The organism is Sandarakinorhabdus sp. (genome assembly GCF_031422795.1).
GTDB lineage: Bacteria > Pseudomonadota > Alphaproteobacteria > Sphingomonadales > Sphingomonadaceae > Sandarakinorhabdus.
In genome coordinates this window covers 1-6,473 of record NZ_JANPML010000300.1, presented here as the reverse complement: position 1 = coordinate 6,473, position 6,473 = coordinate 1, and the positions used below count along the sequence as shown (strand labels likewise).

Here is a 6,473-nt window from a genome sequence, read left to right as displayed (position 1 = left end):
AGCAGGTTTTCCGGCAGATAGCCGAGCACGACATTGGCATCGGTCACGGTTGGCAGTTCGCCGCCGCGGCCATAGGCGGCCGGGCCAGGCACGGCGCCCGCCGATTGTGGCCCAACGCGCAGCGCCTTGGTGAGTTCGGGCACCGAGGCGATGGAGCCGCCGCCGGCACCCACCGTCTTCACGTCCAGGCTGGAGGCGCGCACGGTGAGGTGGCCAACGCTGGTTTCCCGGCGCAGGCGGGCCTGATAATCCTCGATAAGGGCGACATCGGTGGAAGTGCCGCCCATGTCGAGCGTCAACACGTTGGGAAGCTGCGCGTTCTTCGCGACCCACACCGCGCCGGCAACACCGCCGGCCGGGCCGGACATCAGCAGATTCACCGGTGCGGTTCGGCTTTTTTCCGCTGACATCAGGCCGCCATCGGAGCGCAGCAGCGACAGCTTGGCCGGCGTGCCCCAATCCTTGAGCGCGGCTTCCAGATTGCCGACATAGCGCGACACGGTCGGGCGCACGGCGCTGTTGGCCACGGTGGTCAACGCGCGCTCATATTCCTGCATCTCGGGCAGGATGTCGGCCGACAGCGAGACCGGGATGCCGGGCAGTTCTTCGGCACAGATGGCAGCGACGCGGCGTTCGTGGGCGTCGTTCATGTAACTGTTGATCAGGCAGATGGTGATGGCTTCCACCTTCTCATCAGCCAGCCGCTTGAGGTTCTTGCGCAGGGCGGCTTCATCGAGCGGGCGCACGATCATGCCATCGGCGCCCATGCGTTCGGGGGCTTCGATGGTGGCTTCCAGCGGTGCCATCGGGGTCGGCTTGGGCCAGATGATCCAGGCTGCTAGGCCGCCCGGAACCAGGCTGCGGGCGATCTGCAGGATGTGGCGATAGCCTTCGGTGACGATCAGGCCGACGCGGGCAATCTTGTGCTCCAGCACGGCGTTGGTGGCGACCGTGGTGCCGTGCAGGAACAGCGACAGATCGGCCGCCGAAATCCCGGCCTTCTCGCAGAGCTGGCGGGCACCGGCGATCACCGCTTCTGATGGATCATGCGGGGTGGAAGGCACCTTGTCGCGCACGGCGCGGCCCGTGGCCTCATCAATCACGATCAGATCGGTGAACGTGCCACCCACATCAACGCCGAGTCTATAGCTCACTCTTTTGCTCCAGTCGGGATAGGTCGCGCGATGAAGTCCCCGGCCTTGCCCGCCCGGCTGGGCAATGCCCGGCCCATGATGGTGGCAAACCAGCGATTGGCGTCCAGCGTGGTTTCAAGATCATAGCCGGTGACGATGCCTGACCGGCCAAACAGGTAAAGCAGCTCTTCGGTGCCGACATTGCCGGCTGCGCCCGGCGCGAACGGGCAGCCGCCCAGGCCGCCCAATGCCGAATCGAATGTTCGGCAGCCGGCTTCGTACCCGGCCCAGGCGTTGGCCGGGGCCAGGCCGCGGGTGTCGTGCAGGTGCAGGCGGATGGGGACGGGCGCGATGGCTTCGATCACGCGGCGGGTCAATTCGCCAGCCTGGGCCGGCACGGCAACACCGATTGTATCGGCGAGCGCGATCTCCTGCGCGCCAGCATCGGCCATGCGTTTGGCCAGATCGACCACGCGATCCGCCGGCACCGGGCCTTCATAGGGGCAGCCAAAGGCAGCGCTGATGGTTACTTGCGCGAACAGGCCGGCTTCCCGCGCCATTTTCAGCATGGCGCTGTTGGCGGTGATACCATCGGCGACGGTCTGGCCCTGGTTGACGATGCCAAACGTGTCGCTGGCAACCAGCACGCAGCCGGCTTCATCCAGCGGGCGGGTGCTGTCCAATGTGGCGATGGCCCGCGATACCCCGCGTTCGTTGAGGCACAGGCCGATGAATTTCACGCCCGGCGCCAGCGGCAGGCCGGCGACAACGGCTTCGGCATCGGCCATCTGCGGCACCCGCCGCGGATTGACGAAGCTGGCCACTTCGATCCGCTTGGCGCCCATGCTGATCAGATGGTTGATCAGGGCCAGTTTGTCGGTGCTGCTGACCAGCGTTGATTCGTTCTGGAGGCCATCGCGCGGCGACACCTCGACGATGGTCACCGGATCGGCGCGAGTTGAACTAGTAGGGATCATGGCGTTTTGTATACAAATCTGGATGGCCCCTGTATAGACGGCAGCGCGGAGAGAATTTGTGAATCAGCCCACAGCGTACAGCGATTATACGGCAGCCGGCTTTGGCCAAGGCCTGGAACCTGGGCCTCGACCGGCCCTGCTGATGATTGATTTTGCCCGCGCCTATTTCGATCACGGATCGCCGCTCTATGCCGGGGTTGAGGCCACAAGGGACGCTGCCGCTCTGGTGCTGGCGTCCGCCCGGGCGCACGGTATCCCGGTGTTCCACACCCGCGTGGAGTATCAGCCTGGCGGCGCCGATGGCGGCGTGTTCTATCGCAAGATCGCTGCGCTGAAGCTGTTCGATGCCGGCAGCCCGATGGGTGATTTCGAACCGCCGCTGGAGCCCGCGCCGGGCGAGGCGGTGATCACCAAGCAATATCCTTCGGCGTTTTTCGGCACGGATCTGGCGATGCGACTGAACAGCGCAGGCATCGACACGCTGGTGATGTGCGGCCTGTCCACGTCGGGGTGCGTGCGGGCTTCGGCAGTTGATGCGATCTGTCATGGCTTTGTGCCGGTGATCGTTCGCGAGGGCGTTGGTGATCGCTTGCCAGCGGTGCATGAAGCCAGTTTGTTCGACCTTGCTGCGAAGACCGCGGAATTGCGCAGCTTGGCGGAAATAACCAATTATTTCGAAGGGCTTGCAGCCTGAAAAGCATGAAGAGCCCGGCGAATATGGGCTGTCATCACGGCGCATGCCCACTCTTCGTCATGGGCGGCAAAGGCTTGAATCAATTGGTCATGTTCATGCGCTGATCGCGCCAGATCGGATCGATCATAGCGGGTGGCCGTGCGGCGCACGATCGGCTGTTCCACCAGCCCCGTCAGCATGGTGGTCAGGCGGACCGAGGCCGAAGCGGCCAGCACCAGATCATGAAAGCGGCGATTTCCGGCGAGGAAGCTGGCGATGTCAGGTTCCGGCCGGGCCACCGCGGCCTCGATCGCAGCATTGCAGGACTTGAGCTCTGCCAGTTGCGCTGCCGTCACGCGGCGGGCGGCGCGGGCAGCGGCATGGCCCTCAAGCATGGCCCGCAAGGCAAACATTTCAACCACATCGTCGACGTTCCAATCGGCCACGACCAGCCGTCCGCCTGGCGTGCGCACGGCGTAAAGCTCAGCCTCCAGCCGGCGCAGTGCGTCACGGATCGGCGTGCGTGATACGCCGACGATATCGGCCAGCGCCTCTTCCCTGAGCGGCGTGCCGGGGTTTGCATCACCGGCCAGAATCAGGCCGCGAATCTCGGCATAGGCGCGATCTGCGGCGCTGCTGGTACTTGCTTGGTTATCCGGCATCTTCGTCCTGTTGCAAAATGGTCGCGCCGTCTCGTGATCGCTGCACTGTGGACGAATGTGCGCTTGCCAGCGAGCAGTTTTGTATACAATAGCGGCAAGATTGCACTGCGGGAAGGGTAGCTCGCAACGACATTGCGTGTAACGACATGGGGACCATATGATCAGCGCCACTCGCATTTTCCGCCCGCACCTGCTGGCCTCGGCTTCGATTTCCCTTCTGGCCCTGGCGGCGACGCCGGCGCTGGCGCAGCAACAGGTTGCCGCCGCCGAAGAAGAGAGCGGTGAAATCCTGGTGACGGCGCGCCGCAACAGCGAACGCCTGATCGATGTGCCGGCCACCGTGTCGGTGGTCACCGCCGAAACGCTGGCCGCCACCGGCACGTTTCGCAGCCAGGAAATCCTGCAGCTCACCCCCGGCGTGACCATCGTTTCGGGTTCGGCCGAAGCCGGCGACACCCAGATCAACATCCGCGGCCTGAACGGCGCCCGCGACGCTGAATCGAGCGTGGCACTGGTGGTTGACGGTATCCTGAAAACCAACACGGCGCAGCTGAACCAGGTGCAGGGCACGCTGCGCCAGGTCGAAGTGTTGAAGGGGCCGCAGGGCGCCATCTATGGCCGCAACGCCGCGGCCGGCGCCATCGTGATGACCACGATCAAGCCGGGCGACGTTCTGGAAGGGGCGTTCCGCGCCAATTATGGCGAACTCGCCACGGGCCAGGCCTTTGGTTATGTCGCCGGGCCGCTGTCGGATGCCGTCGGCTTCGTGCTGTCGGCCAATTATCAGACTACCGATGGTTTCTGGCGCAACGAGTTCCTGGGCAATGCCAAGGTTGTTGATGATCAGGAAAATTACGGCATCGATGGCCGCATCATCGCCAAGTTGGGCGAGGCCACCACGCTTGATGTGAAGAGCCGTTATGCCAAGCTGACCGGGGCTTCGATCAACTTCAACGCCAGCTTCCACCTGCCCAATTTTGCGGCGGTGAACCCGGCTTTTTATGAAAACGTCAACGCGCGCGAGTTCCGTTATTACGGCAATATTCGGCCGACCAACGAACAGGAAACGTTCGAACTTTCGGCCCGCGTGGAACATGATTTCGGCTCCGGCAAGCTGACGGCCTGGGCGCTCTATTCCGATGTCGATCAGGCGCTGACCGCTGATGGCACCTCGGCAGATTTCGCGCGCTACACCTTCCCCGGCGCGACGCCGACCAGTGTGGCGGCGTCGAACCAGTGCTTTGCCACCACGGCGGCCCTCACCGGCTACCCACTGGCACCGCCCACGTTCATCGGCCAGATCCCGGTGCCGTTCATTTTCGCGCCGGCCAATGGCTCCACCTTCGGCGCCTACAGCCCGACGACCTGCGATGGCACCCAGTTGCAGACACGGCAACAGAAGGACGTGTCGGCTGAAGTCCGCTATGCCTCCGCGTTGGATGGTCCGATCAACTGGTCGGTTGGCCTTTATTATCTGAACATCGATCGCGAAACCGGCATCAGCCTGGGCGCTGATCTCGGCCAGGGCGTGTCGCCTACTCTGTACAACGCGCCCGGTTCGTCGAACCCGACCAGCCAGCTGTTCAACGATCGCTTCCGCAGCGATGTCTATGCCGCCTTCGGCTCGCTGGACTGGAAACCGGTGGAGCAGTTCACCGTTGGCCTGGCGCTGCGCTATGACATCGAGCGCCGCCGCGCCGAAAATCTGGTGCCGTTCGTGCTCGATCCGATCTCTGGCGGGCAGATCAACCCCGGCCAGGTGGGCGGGCCCATTGCGCCGGCGGCGAACACCTTCAAGCAGCTGCAGCCCAAGATCACGCTTTCGTACAAGGTGAACGACGATACCAATTTGTTCGCCAACTGGGGTGTGGGTTTCAAGGCCGGTGGCTTCAACAACCAGGGCTCTGCCGCCATCGTGAACAACAACTTCAACAATGGCGTGACCGTTGGCACCATCAACGCCGGGGTGACCATCAACGATCAATATCGCCTGGAGCGTTCGTCCGCGTTCGAAGCCGGTATCAAGGGCAATCTGTTCGATGGCCGCATCAGCTATGATCTGGCCGCCTATTACACCCAAGTTCGCGACATGCAGTTCTTCGAATTCTTCGTGGGCGGCTTTGGCCTGCTGCGCGTGGTGTCGAACATCGACAAGGTCGATCTGTGGGGCGCGGAACTCAACCTGAATGCCAAGATCGTCGATGGGTGGACGGTGTTTGCCAGCGGCAACATGACCGACAGCGAGATCAAGGCAAATCGCAGCCGGCCCGACACGCTGGGCAACAAGAGCCCCTATACTGCCGATTACACGCTGAACGTCGGCACGCAGGTGAGCGTGCCGGTGAGTGACGCCCTGAAGGCCAATTTCCGCGCCGATTACCGCCTGACCGGGCCGACCTGGTTCCACAGCGTGCAGGATCAGGAAAAGCCGACGCTGTTCAGCGGTCTGCTGCCGATTTCGGCGCTGGCGCTGCCGGCGGTGGTGGGCAATGCGCGGTATGATGTCACGCGCCGCGATGCGTTTGGTGTCGTCAATCTGCGCGCCGGCATCGAAGGCAAGAACTGGCAAGTTTCGGTTTTTGCAAACAATCTGCTCGACAAGCTGTGGCTGAACGAGGTGATTCCGGCGATCGAGTTCGGCGGGTCGTTCATTTCGCCCGGTCAACGGCGCATTATTGGCGGTGAAGTCAGCTTCAAGTTCTGATATCACCCTTGGGATGGGCCGCCTCCCCCCGGGGTCGGCTCACTTGGCGGGGAGGGCCCGCCCGGCCCGTCGCTCCACCCCCACCCAGGAGCGACGGGCCGTATGATTTTTGGGGGAGTGCAAAACTTGCGAAGTGGCCCGGCCGCGCCCCGGCCCGTCAAGTTTCAGCGACAGTTAAGCGGAGCCTCCAATCGCCTCCCGTTATAACAGGGGAAGATTGGTGCCCTTCAGGCGAAGTTGAAGCTGATCGAGATGCGTTCCGCCTTGGCAGCGCTCGGCATCACCTCGTGGCGCAGCCAGCTTTCCCAGAGCAGCAGATCGCCC

The 6,473-nt window shown here is 63.4% G+C and carries 6 protein-coding genes; 2 read left to right on the top strand and 4 right to left on the bottom strand.

Annotation, left to right across the window (positions count from 1 at the left end; translation table 11 throughout):
* A partial coding sequence (locus RMO81_RS10885) for a hydantoinase/oxoprolinase family protein (RefSeq protein WP_310475882.1) occupies positions 1-1,154 on the bottom strand: 1,154 nt, incomplete at its 3' end.
* On the bottom strand, positions 1,151-2,110 hold the full coding sequence (locus tag RMO81_RS10880) for a hydroxymethylglutaryl-CoA lyase (protein WP_310475880.1): 960 nt from the start codon (positions 2,108-2,110) through the stop codon (positions 1,151-1,153). The genes RMO81_RS10885 and RMO81_RS10880, both read right to left, overlap by 4 nt.
* A gap of 142 nt (positions 2,111-2,252) precedes the next feature.
* Between RMO81_RS10880 and RMO81_RS10875 the strand changes: the two genes are divergently transcribed.
* Positions 2,253-2,804 (top strand): isochorismatase family protein, encoded by a 552-nt coding sequence (locus tag RMO81_RS10875; protein WP_310475879.1) that lies wholly within the window; start codon positions 2,253-2,255, stop codon positions 2,802-2,804.
* Here RMO81_RS10875 and RMO81_RS10870 read toward each other — a convergent pair.
* Positions 2,780-3,445, bottom strand: a complete 666-nt coding sequence (locus RMO81_RS10870; protein WP_310475878.1) for a GntR family transcriptional regulator — start codon at positions 3,443-3,445, stop codon at positions 2,780-2,782. The two genes, RMO81_RS10875 and RMO81_RS10870, sit on opposite strands and share 25 nt — an antisense overlap.
* 157 nt (positions 3,446-3,602) lie before the next feature.
* Here RMO81_RS10870 and RMO81_RS10865 point away from each other — a divergent pair, with 157 nt between their 5' ends.
* Positions 3,603-6,149, top strand: coding sequence for a TonB-dependent receptor domain-containing protein (locus RMO81_RS10865; RefSeq protein WP_310475877.1), 2,547 nt, complete (start codon positions 3,603-3,605; stop codon positions 6,147-6,149).
* A 227-nt stretch (positions 6,150-6,376) separates the two neighbouring features.
* On the opposite strand, the gene RMO81_RS10860 is transcribed toward RMO81_RS10865, so the two are convergent.
* Positions 6,377-6,473: putative 2OG-Fe(II) oxygenase (locus RMO81_RS10860; protein WP_310475883.1), on the bottom strand; the 97-nt coding region annotated here is incomplete at its 5' end.